Genomic DNA, 1596 nt, shown 5'->3' on the forward strand with positions numbered 1-1596 from the left:
GTCAACGACAACAAAAGTAGTAATAACAGCCGGGTCTTCCCTCACCGGGCAGGCTTTAAAAGTGCCTGAGCCGTGTGCCGGGAAACTGGCACGCACGGTTCTTAGGGGGCGTAAGCTACCCGGTTAGCGCATTAAAAAAAACAAAACAAGACCATAATGAACGGTACAGAATATACCATTGGAACTAAGAAAGCACCAATTTTCATAAGGATTTTTCTAATCCTGATTATGTCAATTCTTATTCTAATCCCAATTACCGTTATTGCATTAACATACGGAAACGGGCCTCATATTGGAATTTTGGTTTCCTTTATAATTTGCTGGGGAGTAGGATTTTATTTACTAAAAATAGTTCTATGGAATACCATCGGACAAGAAATACTAACTGTAAATCGAGAAAAGATTTCATACATAGCTGACTTTGGCTTTTTTAAAGACGGACGAAAAGAAATCGAAATTGATAATTTAGAAACTGAAATAATTTATACTGACCATAATAAACAGTTCGGAAGACTTATATTGAAAAATAAATCAACCTACATAGAGACCGTTCTACAAGCAAAAATTATGAAATTAGAAGAAATACGAAATGAAATAAAAACATTGCACAAGAAGTTGTAGCGGTCTTGGGTTAACAACTATTCAACAAATTGGCAGAATGATATGAAATTATATGCAAAATGCCCTAAATGCAAATCAGAGATATCCTTTACGAAATGGGTATCAGATAGAATTGAATTTAAAAAATCAAACGGAGAATATATTTCATTGACTTGTAAAAATTGTAACAAAAAAACCAAATTTCACATTGTCAATATTGAAGCAAAAGAAAATAAAATAGCTCATTTCATTGCTCTTTCAGTTTTATTGATTGGAACATCATTGTTATTAATATTTCTTTGGGATTTTCTATTTTTAACAATTAATATTTATACAATTGCTGGATTATTAAGTATTCTGGTTGTTCCCAGCATAATCTTTGGAATAATAACAAAGAACGAAAGAAAACGTGTCAGACTTTTTAATTACAGTTAAAATGAGGCTCTTATTCATATTTGGTTTTCTTTTGATTACAATTATTTGTTTTTCACAGTCAAGAGAAATGACTGATGAATTGATTAATAAGAGTAATGCAATACAATTAATATTTGCTGAGACAAATGATGAAGCCAAGAAATTAGCTAAGCAAGACATAGAAAATGGCAATCTTTTCCTATTCATCCAAAGTGGCATCGCACCAGTTGTTTATTCAACAGATAGTATCTTTGAGAACACATACAAAGTGCATTATTATGAACAAGGCTGCACTGGGCCAGATTATGAATTAATGAAAGAATATAATCACATGGTTTTTGATTATTTCTTCCAGATATATGAAATGGAATGGAAGAAAACCATAAGAAATGATGTAATCGGATTAAAAAATTGGAAACAGGATAGATAAAAACGCGCTACAACACTTAGCCTCCAACACTTAGCCTCCGATCAAGCGTTGCTTGCACACGCTTGATATTGGAGGCTATTGTTGAACTAAACAATCTTCAGGATGCCTCACAATAAAAAACTATATAACAATGATTTAACTATAGTGTTTTC

General features: G+C 32.3%; 3 protein-coding genes. All 3 read left to right on the forward strand.

Annotated elements, in window-relative coordinates; genetic code table 11:
* Positions 1-156: 156 nt before the first annotated feature.
* From DDZ16_RS20530 to DDZ16_RS20540, 3 genes are read left to right on the forward strand one after another with little or no spacing between them, the layout of a single operon-like run.
* Positions 157-621, forward strand: coding sequence for a hypothetical protein (locus DDZ16_RS20530; RefSeq protein ID WP_109266359.1), 465 nt, complete (start codon positions 157-159; stop codon positions 619-621).
* Positions 622-663: 42 nt separating this feature from the next.
* Positions 664-1035, forward strand: a complete 372-nt coding sequence (locus tag DDZ16_RS20535; protein WP_109266360.1) for a hypothetical protein — start codon at positions 664-666, stop codon at positions 1033-1035.
* A gap of 1 nt (position 1036) precedes the next feature.
* Positions 1037-1444 (forward strand): FEKKY domain-containing protein, encoded by a 408-nt coding sequence (locus DDZ16_RS20540; protein WP_109266361.1) that lies wholly within the window; start codon positions 1037-1039, stop codon positions 1442-1444.
* Positions 1445-1596 lie beyond the last annotated feature (152 nt).

It is taken from the genome of Marinilabilia rubra (genome assembly GCF_003121985.1).
Lineage (GTDB): Bacteria > Bacteroidota > Bacteroidia > Bacteroidales > Marinilabiliaceae > Marinilabilia > Marinilabilia rubra.

Coding starts and splice junctions, on each gene's coding strand:
- DDZ16_RS20530 (WP_109266359.1), top strand. CDS start 157: ATGAACGGTACAGAATATACCATTGGAACTAAGAAAGCACCAATTTTC.
- DDZ16_RS20535 (WP_109266360.1), top strand. CDS start 664: ATGAAATTATATGCAAAATGCCCTAAATGCAAATCAGAGATATCCTTT.
- DDZ16_RS20540 (WP_109266361.1), top strand. CDS start 1,037: ATGAGGCTCTTATTCATATTTGGTTTTCTTTTGATTACAATTATTTGT.